General features: G+C 44.3%; 14 protein-coding genes, 16 tRNA genes and 1 rRNA gene. 30 read left to right on the plus strand and 1 reads right to left on the minus strand.

Annotation, left to right across the window (positions count from 1 at the left end; translation table 11 throughout):
* The 26 genes from FPZ44_RS21210 to FPZ44_RS21335 all read left to right on the plus strand — a co-directional run.
* Positions 1-115 (plus strand): 23S ribosomal RNA (locus tag FPZ44_RS21210); the annotation flags it as partial.
* Between the two features lie 71 nt (positions 116-186).
* Positions 187-262: transfer RNA gene (locus FPZ44_RS21215), tRNA-Asn, on the plus strand.
* 4 nt (positions 263-266) lie between these two features.
* Positions 267-358: transfer RNA gene (locus FPZ44_RS21220), tRNA-Ser, on the plus strand.
* Between the two features lie 6 nt (positions 359-364).
* Positions 365-439: transfer RNA gene (locus tag FPZ44_RS21225), tRNA-Glu, on the plus strand.
* 98 nt (positions 440-537) lie between these two features.
* Positions 538-613: transfer RNA gene (locus tag FPZ44_RS21230), tRNA-Val, on the plus strand.
* A gap of 7 nt (positions 614-620) precedes the next feature.
* Positions 621-697 (plus strand) — tRNA-Met (locus FPZ44_RS21235).
* Between the two features lie 20 nt (positions 698-717).
* Positions 718-794: transfer RNA gene (locus FPZ44_RS21240), tRNA-Asp, on the plus strand.
* Positions 795-836: 42 nt separating this feature from the next.
* A tRNA-Phe gene (locus FPZ44_RS21245) sits at positions 837-912 on the plus strand.
* A gap of 14 nt (positions 913-926) precedes the next feature.
* A tRNA-Thr gene (locus FPZ44_RS21250) sits at positions 927-1,002 on the plus strand.
* A 4-nt stretch (positions 1,003-1,006) separates the two neighbouring features.
* Positions 1,007-1,091: transfer RNA gene (locus FPZ44_RS21255), tRNA-Tyr, on the plus strand.
* Between the two features lie 4 nt (positions 1,092-1,095).
* Positions 1,096-1,169, plus strand: a tRNA-Trp gene (locus tag FPZ44_RS21260).
* A 37-nt stretch (positions 1,170-1,206) separates the two neighbouring features.
* Positions 1,207-1,282 (plus strand) — tRNA-His (locus FPZ44_RS21265).
* Between the two features lie 10 nt (positions 1,283-1,292).
* Positions 1,293-1,367, plus strand: a tRNA-Gln gene (locus FPZ44_RS21270).
* Positions 1,368-1,373: 6 nt separating this feature from the next.
* Positions 1,374-1,448, plus strand: a tRNA-Gly gene (locus tag FPZ44_RS21275).
* 3 nt (positions 1,449-1,451) lie between these two features.
* Positions 1,452-1,525: transfer RNA gene (locus FPZ44_RS21280), tRNA-Cys, on the plus strand.
* Between the two features lie 22 nt (positions 1,526-1,547).
* Positions 1,548-1,624 (plus strand) — tRNA-Arg (locus tag FPZ44_RS21285).
* Between the two features lie 14 nt (positions 1,625-1,638).
* Positions 1,639-1,720 (plus strand) — tRNA-Leu (locus tag FPZ44_RS21290).
* A gap of 184 nt (positions 1,721-1,904) precedes the next feature.
* A complete protein-coding gene (locus FPZ44_RS21295; protein ID WP_144993743.1) occupies positions 1,905-2,426 on the plus strand; it encodes an NfeD family membrane protein in 522 nt (173 codons plus the stop codon).
* Positions 2,427-2,497: 71 nt separating this feature from the next.
* Positions 2,498-4,039: a flotillin family protein gene (locus tag FPZ44_RS21300; RefSeq protein ID WP_144993745.1), complete on the plus strand. Its 1,542-nt coding sequence runs from the start codon at positions 2,498-2,500 to the stop codon at positions 4,037-4,039.
* A 272-nt stretch (positions 4,040-4,311) separates the two neighbouring features.
* Positions 4,312-4,611, plus strand: a complete 300-nt coding sequence (locus FPZ44_RS21305; protein ID WP_144993747.1) for a LiaF transmembrane domain-containing protein — start codon at positions 4,312-4,314, stop codon at positions 4,609-4,611.
* 51 nt (positions 4,612-4,662) lie between these two features.
* Complete coding sequence (locus FPZ44_RS21310; RefSeq protein WP_144993749.1) at positions 4,663-5,331, plus strand: PspA/IM30 family protein; 669 nt, start codon at positions 4,663-4,665, stop codon at positions 5,329-5,331.
* Between the two features lie 7 nt (positions 5,332-5,338).
* Positions 5,339-5,830, plus strand: coding sequence for a PspC domain-containing protein (locus FPZ44_RS21315; RefSeq protein WP_144993751.1), 492 nt, complete (start codon positions 5,339-5,341; stop codon positions 5,828-5,830).
* Position 5,831: 1 nt separating this feature from the next.
* Positions 5,832-6,515 carry a PspA/IM30 family protein gene (locus tag FPZ44_RS21320; RefSeq protein ID WP_144993753.1) on the plus strand — a complete coding sequence of 228 codons (684 nt, stop codon included), beginning with the start codon at positions 5,832-5,834 and terminating at the stop codon, positions 6,513-6,515.
* A gap of 120 nt (positions 6,516-6,635) precedes the next feature.
* Positions 6,636-7,283 (plus strand): cell wall-active antibiotics response protein LiaF, encoded by a 648-nt coding sequence (liaF, locus tag FPZ44_RS21325; protein ID WP_144993755.1) that lies wholly within the window; start codon positions 6,636-6,638, stop codon positions 7,281-7,283.
* Positions 7,284-7,319: 36 nt separating this feature from the next.
* Positions 7,320-8,447 carry a sensor histidine kinase gene (locus tag FPZ44_RS21330; RefSeq protein WP_144993757.1) on the plus strand — a complete coding sequence of 376 codons (1,128 nt, stop codon included), beginning with the start codon at positions 7,320-7,322 and terminating at the stop codon, positions 8,445-8,447.
* A complete protein-coding gene (locus FPZ44_RS21335; protein WP_144994194.1) occupies positions 8,407-9,057 on the plus strand; it encodes a response regulator in 651 nt (216 codons plus the stop codon). The genes FPZ44_RS21330 and FPZ44_RS21335 overlap by 41 nt, the downstream gene beginning before the upstream one ends.
* Positions 9,058-9,206: 149 nt before the next feature.
* Here FPZ44_RS21335 and FPZ44_RS21340 read toward each other — a convergent pair whose 3' ends face one another.
* The gene (locus FPZ44_RS21340; protein WP_144993759.1) at positions 9,207-9,620 is read right to left on the minus strand and encodes a hypothetical protein; all 414 of its coding nucleotides are present in this window, start codon (positions 9,618-9,620) and stop codon (positions 9,207-9,209) included.
* Positions 9,621-9,735: 115 nt separating this feature from the next.
* Between FPZ44_RS21340 and FPZ44_RS21345 the strand changes: the two genes are divergently transcribed.
* The 4 genes from FPZ44_RS21345 (at position 9,736) to FPZ44_RS21360 (ending at position 14,894) form a co-directional block, all read left to right on the plus strand.
* A complete protein-coding gene (locus tag FPZ44_RS21345) occupies positions 9,736-10,539 on the plus strand; it encodes a YwmB family TATA-box binding protein (protein WP_144993761.1) in 804 nt (267 codons plus the stop codon).
* Between the two features lie 122 nt (positions 10,540-10,661).
* The gene (gene zwf / locus FPZ44_RS21350; RefSeq protein ID WP_144993763.1) at positions 10,662-12,203 is read left to right on the plus strand and encodes a glucose-6-phosphate dehydrogenase; all 1,542 of its coding nucleotides are present in this window, start codon (positions 10,662-10,664) and stop codon (positions 12,201-12,203) included.
* Between the two features lie 23 nt (positions 12,204-12,226).
* Positions 12,227-12,850, plus strand: coding sequence for a cyclase family protein (locus FPZ44_RS21355; protein WP_144993765.1), 624 nt, complete (start codon positions 12,227-12,229; stop codon positions 12,848-12,850).
* Positions 12,851-13,304: 454 nt separating this feature from the next.
* The gene (locus FPZ44_RS21360; protein ID WP_144993767.1) at positions 13,305-14,894 is read left to right on the plus strand and encodes an ABC transporter substrate-binding protein; all 1,590 of its coding nucleotides are present in this window, start codon (positions 13,305-13,307) and stop codon (positions 14,892-14,894) included.
* Positions 14,895-14,925 lie beyond the last annotated feature (31 nt).

Below are 14,925 nucleotides of genomic sequence, written 5' to 3' on the forward strand. Positions count from 1 at the left end.
GATGAGATTTCCCAATTAGTAAGACCCCTTGAAGACGACGAGGTTGATAGGTTCGGGGTGGAAGCACAGTAATGTGTGGAGCTGACGAATACTAATAGGTCGAGGGCTTATCCTAATGAATATACAAGAAGCGTTTTAATCACTTTGCGATCAGTTTTCAAGGTATAACCTTGTAACATATAATATTCCCTGATAGCTCAGTTGGTAGAGCACTCGACTGTTAATCGAGTTGTCACAGGTTCGAGTCCTGTTCGGGGAGCCATTATGGAGAGATGTCCGAGTTGGTCGAAGGAGCACGATTGGAAATCGTGTAGGCGCCAAAAGCGTCTCGGGGGTTCGAATCCCCCTCTCTCCGCCAGAATGTGGCCCGTTGGTCAAGGGGTTAAGACACCTCCCTTTCACGGAGGTAACAGGGGTTCGAATCCCCTACGGGTCACCACCTTCATTATAATAAACTGGTAAAAATTGAGGGTTGAAAACGAAAGTGGATCTTGATATGATATAAGAGTCGCTGGGAAATGAACCAGTAAACAACATGGACGCTTAGCTCAGCTGGGAGAGCATCTGCCTTACAAGCAGAGGGTCGGCGGTTCGATCCCGTCAGCGTCCACCATAAATATCGCGGGGTGGAGCAGTCCGGTAGCTCGTCGGGCTCATAACCCGAAGGTCGTAGGTTCAAATCCTGCCCCCGCAACCAAATAATTTTACATTTATCGTGGAGCTGTGGTGTAGAGGCCTAACATGCCTGCCTGTCACGCAGGAGACCGCGGGTTCGAATCCCGTCAGCTCCGCCATTTTAACTAACGACGAGTGGTTGAAATGTACGATAAAAATTAGGTTCGGTAGCTCAGTCGGTAGAGCAGAGGACTGAAAATCCTCGTGTCGGCGGTTCGATTCCGTCCCGAACCACCATTAAAGTTTAATACGCCGGTGTAGCTCAGTTGGTAGAGCGGCTGACTTGTAATCAGTAGGTCGTGGGTTCGACTCCTATCGCCGGCACCATTATGGAGGCTTAGTGAAGTGGCTAAACACGGCAGACTGTAAATCTGCTCTCTACGAGTTCGGTGGTTCGAATCCATCAGCCTCCACCATTATAGGGGCATAGTTTAAAGGTAGAACAGCGGTCTCCAAAACCGTTAGTGTGGGTTCAATTCCTGCTGCCCCTGCCAGAGTATTTTTAAGAAAAATGAATATTTTAGAAATTTGGCGATCGTGGCGAAGTGGTTAACGCACCGGTTTGTGGATCCGGCATTCGGGGGTTCAATTCCCCTCGGTCGCCCCAAATTATCTAATGGGGATTAGCCAAGCGGTAAGGCAACGGACTTTGACTCCGTCATGCATAGGTTCAAATCCTATATCCCCAGCCATTAAATGCGGAAATAGCTCAGTGGTAGAGTATCGCCTTGCCAAGGCGAGGGTCGCGGGTTCGAATCCCGTTTTCCGCTCCATAAGGCGCCATAGCCAAGTGGTAAGGCAGAGCTCTGCAAAAGCTCTACCCCCAGTTCGAGTCTGGGTGGCGCCTCCATTTTTACTTGTTATGTGCTTGAGCGCCCTTAGCTCAGCTGGATAGAGCGTTTGACTACGAATCAAAAGGTCAGGAGTTCGAATCTCTTAGGGCGCGCCAATTAAATTAAATATGCCGGTGTGGCGGAATGGCAGACGCGCGCGACTCAAAATCGTGAGGGAAACCGTGGAGGTTCGAGTCCTCTCACCGGCACCATACTTAACAAGTTCAACTCTTGAGGATAACTCAAGAGTTTTTTTGTATGTCTTCCTCTTCATATTCCCTTCCATATTTTGAAACTTATCTTATGTTGGTTCGTATTGTAAGGTGTATTGTTCATATTTATATTACTACCTAATCTGTACCGCTGCCTAAGTTCAAATAACGAAGGAGTGAGGCTATGGAAGTTCTATATTGGAGTTTGTTGATTCTAGGCATTATTTATGCCGCGATTACACTATTGTTTGGAGATGTATGGGATGCTGCAATCGGCGAAATTATACATATTCCATTTTTACAACCTGCTGTTCTACTCGGTGGGCTTACCTCGTTAGGCGCAACTGGTGTTTTACTCACACGTTATTCGAATTTATTACCATGGCTCATATTTGTGCTTTCTTTATGCGCTGCAGTTGTGGTCTCCACCATTATGTACTTCTTTTACATCAAATCGATGGAAAAGAGTGAGCATTCTATTGCTTTTTCCCTGAGTGACCTTATCGGAAGTATTGCAGAAGTTCATACTCCTATTCCAGCGCAAGGTTTTGGAGAAATCATTATTTATTCCAAGACAGGTGCAACCAATCAGATAGCGGCATCGTTCGATGGCATTGAAATCCCTTCTAATACGAAAGTAGTCATTATTGACGTTCGAGATCATACGACCTATGTTTCGCCTATGGAGGAGTTGCAGCGCTTGTAGAGTCATTTATGTACATTTTTAATATGAGCGCTCAAGGTCGTTTATCAATAATTGAAAAAAGGAGAGATTGTATGAGTGATGTGTTTCTCATTCCGCTTATCGTAGTAGGGGTGCTTGTCGTTATTGCTTTAGCCTTCTGGGCTAGATACAAAACAGTAGGCCCGGATGAAGCGATGATCGTAACGGGTTCGTATCTCGGTACTAAAAATGTAAGTAAGGACGAAACCGGACGAAGTATGAAAATTGTTCGTGGCGGTGGAGCATTCATTATCCCTATTTTTCAACAGGGACAATTTCTATCATTATTGTCTCATAAGCTGGACGTAACTACACCTGAAGTATATACAGAACAAGGAGTTCCTGTTCTAACAGATGCTGTGGCAATTATTAAGGTGGGAGGTTCTGTAGAAGATATAGCGACTGCGGCAGAGCAATTTTTAGGTAAGCCAACAGAAGCACTGAAGAGCGAGGCGCAAGAAGTGTTAGAGGGACATCTTAGAGCGATACTCGGTTCTATGACGGTAGAGGAAGTGTACCGTAACCGTGATCGGTTTGCTCAAGAAGTGCAAGCTGTAGCTGCTAGGGATTTGAAGAAGATGGGTCTACAAATTGTTTCCTTCACGATAAAAGATGTAAGGGATAAGCATGGCTACTTAGAGGCATTAGGAAAGCCGCGTATTGCAGCTGTAAAGCGTGATGCTGAAGTTGCTGAGGCTGAAGCTGTGAGGGACGCACGTATTCAAAAGGCGAATGCTGATGAGCAAGGGATGAAGGCAGAACTGCTGCGTGACACAAATGTTGCCGAGGCGTCCAAAGAGAAAGAGTTAAAGATTGCTGCTTTCAAACGAGAGCAGGATACCGTTAAAGCAGAGGCGGACCAGGCGTATTATATTCAAGAGGCTCGTTCCAAGCAAACGGTTGTAGAAGAACAGATGCAGGTTGAAATTGTGCGCAGAGAACGTGAAATCGATCTCGAAGCAAAAGAAATTTTGCGTAGGGAAAAGCAGTACGATGCGGAAGTGAAAAAGAAGGCGGATGCAGAACGTTATGCTGTCGTTCAGGCGGCGGAAGCTGAGAAGGCTCGCCAAGTGCTTGAGGCGGATGCATTGCAGTACAGAATTGAAGCGGAAGCTAAGGCACAAGCGGAACAGAAGCGCTTGGATGGCTTGGCGCATGCAGATGCAGAACGCGCACGCGGTACAGCTGAAGCGGAAGTTATTCGCTTACGGGGTCTCGCTGAAGCAGAGGCGAAGCAGAAATTAGCAGAAGCATTTGAGAAGTTCGGTGAAGCTGCTGTATTAGATATTGTGATGAAAATGCTACCGGAATTGGCAGGTCGAATCGCCGAGCCTATTCGTGCGATTGATAAGCTGACGGTAGTCGACACAGGCAAAGGAGAGGGGGCGGCACGCGTTAGTAACTATGTTACTGAGCTTATGGCTACAGCTCCACAAATGCTCAAAGATGTATCTGGGCTCGATCTTGAGAAAATAGTAAAGCGTCTAACAGATGGGCCTGCTGCTGAGAATGGACTATTCAAGCAGCACATACAGCAATCTAAGCTGCCTGACACAAATATCGTTGTTACTTCTGAGGACAGTTCTAATGTCTAAGGACTAAAGAATAAGGAATAAGCAGTACATGGATAAGTGGATAGACGGGCTAGGAAGTGAAATGTAAGGTTTATAGTAGTTGTAAGCGGCCCTGAAGGTAGCCTTGCCGACAGGGCTGTAACTAGGTTTGGGAGAAGAGCCTATCGTAGGTTGGTGAGGTTCCTCGACTTGAGTCTAGGTGCAAATACCGTCCTCAGCCTGTTTTGAATCGTTGGCAAACAGCCTAAAATAAAGACATAAGCAAACGACACAGAAAGGTGGTGACGAACAGCGTGGAGAGAAAAGGAAACACGATAGCCCTGCTTCTGATAGGTATCGGAGGAATTATCTTGCTAAGTAAGCTAGGATGGTTGCTTGGCGGATTGATGGAGTACTTAATTCCTATCGCATTGATCGCTCTTGGTTATTATGGTGTGAAAGCCGGCAATCGATTCTTCGGTGGGTTGTTTATTATTATCGGTGCCTTCTCCTTAATTGGCGAATTCGCTTGGCTCATCGGTTTAATTATCGCAATCGCGATGATTGGATTTGGTGTAAAGATGCTAAAAGATCGACGCAACTACCATTATTAACTCACACCATGACAGTAACCTTACAACTAGCACAAAGGAGGTACCCAGTGCATGAGTAATATATTTCAGCGAGTACGGGATATTACATTGGCGACGTTGAATGACCATCTAGAACGTTCTGAAGACCCGATTCGCGTTATTGATAGCTTTCTCTTGAAAACTCGGCATGAGATAGAGGAAGCAGAACGGTTATACCACCAATACTTAGTTCATGCGAATCAAATGAAGCGCCAACTCAATCAAGCAGAGGAGTTGCGTGAACGCCGTGAACAACAGGCTTTGATGGCATTGAAGGCTGGCGAAGAACTTGCTGCCAAGCTCGCTTTGCAAGAGAAGATGATGCATGAAGAGAAAGTCATTCACTATACGGAACTGTATGAAAAGAGCAAGCAGGCTATTTTGGAATTAGAAGCTCAACTGCAAGCACTTAAGAATGAATTCCAATCTGCATATGATAAGCGACAAATCTACATTGCTCGTATGCAAACCATTCATTTGCAACAGCGTATGAATGAGCGTATAGGACAATACGGTCATCAACAAGTGAACGGCATGTTCCGCCGCTTGGAAGATCGCGTAAATGATATGGAATGGGAAACAAACAGTATCCGTGATGTTCGCGGAACGAATGGCGGATACAACGGGGGCTTTGAGCGCGAGTCGAAGCTGGATCAGGAACTGCAGCGCTTGAAGCAGAAGTTGAACACCTCGAAGGAGTGAGTAAGGTATGCAAAAGAAATTTTATCGCTCTGCACGCGATTCTAAATTGTGCGGACTATGTGGAGGCTTGTCCGAGTATTTCGGATTTGATGCATCCTTTATACGAATCTTGTTCGTACTAGGTGTGGTTTTCTCCGGAGGAACGTTGTTACTAGCTTATTTCCTAGTAGCACTCGTTGTTCCAAAGGAGCCTAAAAATCCTTATGGACCATATGGAAATCAAGGTCCACATGGCTATTATGAGCCTAATAACTATAACAATAACAATCGTACCTATACGCCAGGTGGAGATTTCTCTAGTGGCTATGGTGCACAGCAACCAAACGGTTACCGCAATGGCAATGAATTTGCAGGACAATCTTATAATCAGTCCAACCAAAGTGGAATGAATCGTTCTTCCGTAGATTCTATGATGGAAGACATCGAAAAGAAAGCAATGAAACGTGAAATCGAACAATTGAAAGAGCGCTTAGCTCGTTACGAGAAAGGGGACAAGTAAAATGGGAGTATTTAAACGTATTAAAGACATGACTAAAGCATCGGTACATGAAGTGTTAGATAAGGTAGAAGATCCGGTAATGATGTTGAATCAATACCTGCGTGATATGGAATTGGAGATTCATCAAGCAGAGGTAACAGTTGCAAAGCAAATGGCAAATGAACGCCGTATTAAGCACCGCTATGATGAAGCACTTCGTATTTCTGCAGACCGTGAGACACAAGCTGGTCGCGCATTGCAGGCTGGTCAAGAAGAAGTAGCTCGCAAGCTGCTTGAAGAAAAATTGTACTACGATCAAAAAGTGAATGAGTTCGGTGACTTGCATGCACAGGCACAGTCTCAAGCACAAGAACTTATGCACCAATTGCACACAATGAAAGATGAGTTCTACAAGCTTCGCAATAAGCGTAATGAGCTTGCAGCACGTGCACAAATGGCAAAAGCTCGCAAGCAAATGAACTCCATCAGCTCCTTGCATACAATTGAAGCAGGTGGCGCATCTCGCGGCTTCCACCGTATGGAAGAGAAGATTATGCAATTGGAAGCAGAAGCAGAAGTAATGCGTGTTCCTTACGGTTCTTATCAAGGTGCTGGTTCTTATCAGCCGCCAGTTGACCCAGCTAAAGACTTAGCAGTAGAAGAGCAACTAGCTGCTCTTAAACAAAAGCTTGGTAAAAAGGAATAAACGTATTCGCTTCATTTAAAATATATGATATTGTAGTAATTAGACTGAATGGCGATGCAGCATGCATCGCCATTCGTGCCGTTACAGAAAAAGCCGACTATTGATGACAGGAGGTGCGGCATGAAAACAGACAATCGAATACTAGCTTATGTGCTCATCTTCGCGGGGATTATCATTCTTATTGGCAAGTTTCTTACCTTCGGAACGTTTTTAGCTCTCGTTATGATTATATTTGGAGTGCGCAAGGTAAGAACGATGGATGTGAAGATTGGCTATACGTTAATCGCTATCGGTGGAGCCATTTTGCTTCTTGAGCATCTGGCGCTGTTTATAGGCATTGTTCTTCTGTCATTAGGCGTATTTTACTTTAGAATGCGTGCTGTGCAGCGACATGAGCAAATGATGAAGCGGCATAGTTTTGCTAGCAGCTTAAAATGGGATCGTGTACCGTTTCATTTACAAAGCCAGAGCTTGTGGCATGTGATTGGGGAAAGTGATATCGACTTATCGTTAGCGATGTTGGATGAGCCTGAAACCCCCCTGTTTTTCCAAGGGGTTATGGGGGATGTAGACATTACGATTCCAGATCACATTGGCGTTGAGATCGAGGCAACCGTTCTATTTGGCCATATCGATGTAGAACATGACAAAGAAACGGGCTTCTTCAATAAATGGACATGGCGTTCCCCACACTATGAATTAACGGAACAGAAGGTTAAGTTGAACTTGTCTTACATCGTAGGAGACATTGATATTCGTATCCATTAAAATAATAGGGTAGGATAGAAGGGAGAGAAGGTCGCTATGCACCCTAAAAAATCAGGAAACATGGTCTTCCGCACGATCGGGGAGACACTTCTCTTTTCCGTTGCTTTATTTTTTATTATTGTTTATATGCTGCAGTCAGCAGGATATGTAAGACCATTTGAAACGTGGATGGAAGGCGTAATTGCGACATTATGGACGCTGTTCGCTGTGTGCGTAGTAACGATCCTGTTTGCTTTCTATCAAGGTTATAAGACAAAACGAAGAATTGAGTTGCTGCGCGAATCAATGGTGCTCTTAGAAAAGGGAAACTTATCCCGCCCTATACCTCAGTTAGGGACAGACGAGCTTGGGCAGTTGGCTGAGCAGTTGGGAAGAGTAAGTGAACGTTGGGAAGAGCAAGTTACTTCTTTACAGCGATTATCTACGAATAATGCTCAGCTTGCCGAACAAGCACGTATAACAGCTATTATTGAAGAGCGCCAACGATTGGCGCGGGAGCTGCATGATGCCGTTAGTCAGCAGTTATTCGCGATATCTATGACAGCGACAGCTGTAAAGCGTACACTTAACCGCGACTTTGATCGCGCTGAGCGTCAAGTTGAATTGATTGAAGAGATGGCTTCCGTAGCTCAATCAGAGATGAGAGCTTTGCTGCTGCATTTACGGCCAGTGCATTTGGAAGGTAAAGGACTTATCCAGGGTGTTCAGGAACTGGTCCGTGAGCTGCAAATGAAGGTTCCGATCGAAATTCAATGTGAAGTGGATGATGATATTCGTCTCCTAAAAGGTGTAGAGAACCATCTGTTCCGTATTATCCAAGAAGCAATGTCTAATACGCTTCGTCATTCTAAGGCAGAACGTATGGAGATTCGAATACAGAATCGTGAAGACCATGTGCGTTTAATGATTCGAGACAATGGTGTAGGTTTTGATTGGCAGGATTCGAAGCAAACCAGTTACGGTTTAAGGACCATGCAAGAAAGAGTCCATGAGGTCGGTGGGTCTATACAGTTCGTTACTGCACCGAGCAAAGGAACTAGAATTGAGATTCGTGTACCCGTTGTGACGGATAATTCGATTTGGAAGGAGGACATTGAAGAAGATGGCGATGGAGACGACGGATATGGAGAGATCAGAGAACATTCGGGTTCTATTGGTGGATGATCATGAAATGGTGCGTATAGGCTTAGCTGCTGTATTAAGCACGGAAGACGGGATTGAGGTCGTCGGTGAAGCGGGTAACGGTATGGATGGTATACGCTTAGCCCAAGAGTATAAGCCAGATGTCGTACTGATGGACTTAGTTATGGATGGTATGGATGGTATTGAGACGACGCGCAAGCTGCTGCAGTTATATCCTGACTGCAAAGTAATTGTGCTTACTAGTTATCTTGATGATGAGAAGATGTATCCCGTAATTGAAGCAGGGGCATTCAGCTATTTGTTGAAGACGTCGCGTGCAAACGAGGTTGCGGATGCGATTCGAGCAGCAGCACGTGGTCAATCTGTACTTGAATCGCAAGTGGCCTCCAAGATGATGAATCGTTTCCGCCAGCCTAAGCAAGCGCAAGCTGCTCATGAGCAGTTGACGGATCGTGAGATGGAAGTAATGCGATTGCTTTCCCAAGGCAAATCGAATCAAGATATTGCTGACGAGCTCTTTATAGGCGTAAAGACCGTTAAGTTCCATGTAACGAATATTTTAGCTAAGCTGGAAGTAGAAGATCGCACGCAAGCAGCGATATACGCATATAAGAATGGATTAGCTGAATAATGACATAATGAACAGCCCGACGACATAATGCCGTCGGGCTGTTCTATTGCTGCAGCTTCTTTTGACGGCTGAATGTACATATTGCAGATTCATTATAAAAATAGAAGAAACAGGAACGCAATGGCAGCTAAGTCAAATCCAAATGCTCCTCAATATGGAGGATAGGGATAAGGTGGAGGGAATCCTCCAGGTTCTAGTCCGGGGTAATTATTAGGATATGGATCACCATACGGGTTACCGTCATAGGGATTAACAACTTGATTATCAGAATTAGGATGAAAGTCAGCTTCTAATGCAGTTTTTCCTTTTGCTCTTTTCTTTTTATGTGAAAGGCTCATATTCTTTTTATGTGTATGATCGGATTTCGCTTTCGTTTGGGGGGCCGTCAGGATAGGGATATTGCTGTGAGATTGAGCATGATATGGGTTGTCGTTTAAGATCAATTTGCCTTCTTCACAAGAGCTAAGTCGTCCCATATAACGCCTGCCGTCTTTTGTAACGACGCAAACGGGCCGTCCACAAAACTTTTTTATTTCATTTTCTTCCACCTGAATCGGTAACATGTAAAGTTCCTCCTTTCAAATACAGTACAAAGGTAGTTTATTCGGGGATAGGTAAATGTGTATAGACGATTACCTAGATCTATATTTTCTATGTAATAAGGAGGAGCGAAGCTGAATGAGTAATCGAACAAGCTGGTCATTCGGAGTAAGTGGTGGAGTAATTGTAATGCTGGTCGCTATCATGGTTCTAATCGGTATAAAAGATAGTGTGCTGCTGAGCAATGATTCAGGCCATATAGAGTTGAACGAAGCTGGGGATGCTGCACAACTTTCTATTACAGAGCGGGTCAACAAGCTGTGGGAGCTTGCGCAATATAGCGGTGGGGCAGGCTTTGAAACGAAGATGATTATGCAGGGGAATTATCTGATTACTGCTGCGGATTGGAAGCAAGAAGCAATGAAATGGAAAGAGAGTATACGTGTTAGAACACCATTCGTTGCTAGAGAGGAGCGGGGAATGGAGGTACTGCGATCGACTTTTCAAGGGCCAAATTGGGAAAGGGAAATACTTGTATTTGCTGAACAAGACGGAAGGTTGTACTTTACCATTCACTTAACCGGAGTAGAGCTGAGCGGCAAGGATCATATTGTAGCAGAAGGGGAAAATATGCATAAGGCGCTTCAAGCCAATAATTTCTCTGTGCAATGGAATAGTGAAATACGCACAAAGGTAGTGGGAACGCTAGATGGTGTATGGGATCGGATGGCACAAAAGATGCAGCTGCTTGGGCGTGTTAAGCCACTAGATCATTATGAAGACAATGGTACTCGCAGTGTATCGTATGAGACGGATTATATGGGGGAAGGTATAAAGATGAAGTCTGGTGTCGCTAATTTGCAAATGGCTGTACATGAGCTGCGTGCCGAAGGGATAACGAGACTTACGGTAGGTACTCCATTAATTGCCGGTGAATATTAAAGTGAATTATTAAAGTCGATATACTAGGAAATATGGAATAGATGAATGTTATATGCTAAAATGGCATCACATTCGAATTTAACAGAAGGTTTACATACACGAGTGTTAAGGAATGGAGAGAGATGACAGAGATGAACAATCAAGAGACCATGCTGGCTGAAGGTGCTATATTTTATATTTTCGGCGCTACAGGTGATTTGGCCCGCCGGAAGCTGTTCCCTGCCATTTACAGCTTGTACCGTGAGGACAAGCTTGGTAAGAACTTTGCTGTTGTTGGTTTAGCTCGCCGTCCTCGTACGCAAGAGCAATTCCGTGAGGATGTACGTGCAGCAATTGATGAGTTTTGTCGCTATGATGTACAGCAGGATGAAGATTGGAATGAGTTTGCCAAGCATTTCGAATATAAACCACTCGACATTAACAATGTTGATGGATTCCGTGAATTGCAGCAGCACTCCCAACAGTTGGAGCATGAATTCCATATCCCTGGCAATCGTCTGTTCTACTTAGCATTGGCACCAGAGCTGTTTGGTGCAGTGTCATACAATTTGCGTGACGGTGGCTTGTTGGATACGAAAGGTTGGTCACGACTTGTGATTGAAAAGCCTTTTGGATATGATTTGGAATCTGCTAAACAATTGAATGAAGAGCTTCGTTCTGTGTTTAATGAAGATCAAATTTATCGTATTGATCACTATCTAGGCAAAGAGATGGTTCAAAATATTGAAGTGATTCGTTTCGCTAATGCGTTCTTTGAGCCTTTGTGGAACAACAAACATATTGCTAATGTGCAAATTTCGTTATCCGAAACGGTTGGTGTTGAAGAGCGTGGAGGCTATTACGATCAAGCGGGTGCATTGCGAGATATGGCTCAGAACCATATGCTGCAAATGCTCACAATGATTGCGATGGAACCGCCAAGCCGCTTGCATCCTGAAGATATTCGGGATGAAAAGGTGAAAGTTCTTCGTTCCTTGCGGACCTACGAGTCTGATGAAGAGGTAGTTGGCAATGTTGTCCGTGGACAATATTCTGCTGGATCATTGAAAGGCAAAGACTTGCCAGGTTATCGTGAAGAAGACAAAGTAAATCCAGAGTCGACAACGGAAACTTATTTGGGTGCTCGCGTCTATGTAGATAATTTCCGCTGGGCAGGAGTGCCGTTCTATATCCGTACAGGCAAGCGTTTGCCAGTAAAGACAACGGAAGTTGTTGTAGAATTTAAGAGCATTCCATCTAGAGTGTATTTGAGCTCCAAGCATAATCTGGAGCCGAATTTGCTCGTTATCCGCGTTAATCCAATGGAAGGCATCTATGTTCGAATCAACGGGAAGAAGCCTGGCTCAGAAGGTGGAGTTCAGCCGCTTGCGATGGACTTCTGTCAGAGCAGCATTGTTGGAATCAATACGCCAGAGGCATATGAGCGTCTGATCTTTGATGCAGCGCGCGGCGATTCTACGTACTTCACTCGATGGGATGAAGTATCGGAGGCATGGGCGTTCGTAGATCGCATTGCTCAAGCTTGGAAAAATACGAGCGAGGACCTTCATTTCTATCCTGCAGGCTCATGGGGACCAGAGCGTGCTAATGAATTGTTAGCTGAAGATGGCTTCCATTGGTGGCCAGTAAATGGGCAAGAAGAAGATACGGTTGTTTGGAAATAAGCAACCAGGGGAGGTTACTAACGATGTTTAAAATTTATGATATTTCCATGACGATAGATGAGAACGTACAAGTATACAAAAACAAAGAAGAGAAAAAGCCGATTATTCGTAACGTGCAAAATTTCTCGAATGCAAAAGCTTACGAGTCTCGCATTGATATTGATGTGCATTGCGGTACGCATGTCGATGCACCGCTTCACATGATTGAGAACGGTGAAACGATTGAAACGATCGGCTTGGACAAGCTGGTTGGTAATGCGCGTGTTGTTGATTTAACACACGTAGAAGGCGGTATTGGTCGTAAGGATTTGGAGCCGTTTGGGCTTCAGCGTGGCGACTGGGTATTGTTGAAAACTCGCAACTCCTTGTCCGAAGAGTTTGATTTCGAGTTCGTTTATCTTGCTGAAGATGGCGCGCAGTACTTGATTGAGCTAGGCGTAACAGGTGTTGGTACAGACGGTCTTGGTATCGAGCGTGCACAGCCTGAATATACGACACATCGTCCGTTGTTCAACAATAACGTAATTATTGTTGAAGGTTTGCGCCTTAAAGAGGTAGAGCAAGGCACATACTTCATGGTCATTGCACCATTGAAGCTGACAGGCATTGAAGCTGCTCCAGCACGAGCGCTCTTGATCGGTAAATAAGCCCATAGTTACTTTTCACCCCCTGCGGATGTTCGCAGGGGGTGTTTTTGCATATATACGCGAAAATGAAAGTTGCAGGTGATTCATCTAGAAGAAAGAAGAGCGGGAGGGGGGACCAGACCAGTTCTACCAGTTCGCTATACGGCAGCAGTTAAGGTGGAAAAGAGTAAAGAAAGTTATAGCTATTTGGATGTAGGCAGTGGAAGAGACACAGTGTGCAGTTTACGCTTTCTATTCGTACAGGTAAACATGTGAACAATATAGCATGCTATGTAAAAATTCACAAAACTTTAATTCCTATCGAATAACTAGGAAAAAATCCTTGTCATTTTTCAAAACCTTGATATACTTATTTTTAACGAGGGCTTAGTTAATTTTAACATATAGCTGAGCTGTAATTGAATGGAATTGATGAACGTATGCGTTCATTTTTTATCTGGAGAGGGGAAACGCAATGAAGAAGAAATTGTTATCGTTAACAGCGTTATTAACATTAGTAACTGTAATCGTTACTGCATGCGGTGGAAGTGCACCTGCGAGCAACTCTCCAACTGCAACTACTACTGGTCAAGCACAAGCTGGAGGCCAATTAATCGTAGCCGTGCAGGAAGATCCACGGGTATTGAATCCTGTGTATGCAGGTGACCGTGTAACATTGACGATTAATCAGTCATTGTTCTCGCATTTATATACGTACAACAATGGTGAGAAAAAGTTCGTGTTGGCTGAAAGCCTGACACCGTCTGCCGACAACTTAACGTATACGTTAAAGCTGCGCAAAGGATTGACTTGGCATGATGGTAAGCCAATAACTGCGGACGATGTAGTATTCACAATGGAAAGTGTACTCGATGAAAAACAGCACAGCTCTGACCGTGCGAACTTTATTTTCAATGGAACGCCACTGCAAGTAAAAAAGGTAGATGAACTGACAGTAGAGTTCAAGCTTCCGCAAGCATCTGCTGCATTTGAAGGCGTGTTGGCTGGATTCATTCCGATTCCGAAGCATGTTTTTGAGGGAGAAGCAGACCTAGAGAAGAGCAAGAAAAATGAAAAGCCAATCGGTTCTGGTCCTTTCAAATTTAAAGAATATCGTGCTGGTGAGTATGTAACGCTTGAGCGTTTCGATAACTATTTTGCAGGCAAGCCTAAGCTGGATACAGTGACGTATCGTATTGCAAAAGATCCAAATGCGGCTAATATGGCTTTGCAAAATGGTGAATTGCAAATGCGCAAAATTGATGCGGTTGATCACAACAAGTTAAACAGCACGAATCGTTTTAATATGGTTACGTACCCAGAAGGCCGTCTTAACTATTTGGCATTTAACTTGAATGTTGATGTCTTGAAGAAGAAAGAAGTTCGACAAGCTATCGCTTATGCATTGGATCGTAAAGAGCTGATTACAGCAACGTATTTATCCGAAGAGTTCGCGAAACCAGCAGCTTCTATTTTCACGCCAGACACGATGTACCATACATCTGAAGTAGAAACGTATGAGCACAATGTGGACCGTGCAAAAGAATTGCTAACGCAAGCTGGAGTGAGCAACTTGAAGCTTCGTCTAGCTTACGTAAATACGAACAAAGCTCATGAGACACAAGCGTTGTATGTACAGCAGAAGTTAGGGGAGATCGGTATTACCGTAGAATTGATGGCCTTGGATTCAGGAGCGTTTGGCAACATGTCCTTGGATATGAACAATACGGCATATGATTTATCCTTTGGTGGTTACATTATGGGGCATGAGCCAGATGGTTATAAGTCCTTGTACTTGAGTGATGCAGCTTATAACTATTCACATTACAAAAATCCAGAGTTCGATGCTTTGTGGAACCAAGCAGCTGTAGAGATGGATCCAGCGAAGCGCGGAGAACTTTACAAGCAAATTCAACAAACTGTAGCGAATGAAATGACGATTTATCCAATTGCTTATGACAATGCGATTATTGCAGTTGATAAGAAATTTGGCGGATTGCAAGAAGCTGGTCCGAAGCCAGTCGTTATGTTCGAAGACTTGTCCAAAGTATTTATTCAACAGTAGTAGTAATTCAAACGAATTGAGTTAATATCAT

Origin of the sequence: Paenibacillus agilis (assembly GCF_007786455.1) — a bacterium.
Classification (GTDB): domain Bacteria; phylum Bacillota; class Bacilli; order Paenibacillales; family Paenibacillaceae; genus Paenibacillus_B; species Paenibacillus_B agilis.